Source organism: Mycobacterium sp. P2_H7, from assembly GCF_056403275.1.
Genome location: NZ_JBFUFU010000094.1, coordinates 1 through 349 on the forward strand (window position 1 = coordinate 1; position 349 = coordinate 349).

Consider the following 349-nt stretch of genomic DNA (forward strand, 5'->3'; position numbering starts at 1 on the left):
CGAACAACCCGCCCCGATCGCACTGCACCTCGTGATGGCCGACACCACCCTCGCCGGCGACGACGACGAACCCGCCTGGCTCGACGGCTACGGACCCGTGCCCGCCGGGTTCGCCTGCACCCTCGTCAGCGACGCCGCACACGACGACAGCGCAAAAGCCACCCTGCGGCGCCTCTACCGCCATCCCGACAGCGGTCAATTGGTCGCCATGGAATCGCGGGCCCGGATCTTCCCGAAAGGGTTGGCCGCCTTCATCGGACTGCGCGACCAAACCTGCCGCACCCCCTACTGCGAACACCACCCTCGCCGGCGACGACGACGAACCCGCCTGGCTCGACGGCTACGGACC

At 69.6% G+C, this 349-nt stretch carries 1 pseudogene; it reads left to right on the top strand.

Annotated features, from left to right (window positions below):
* Positions 1–349 (top strand): annotated as a pseudogene (locus AC1DY7_RS31515) (HNH endonuclease); the annotation flags it as partial.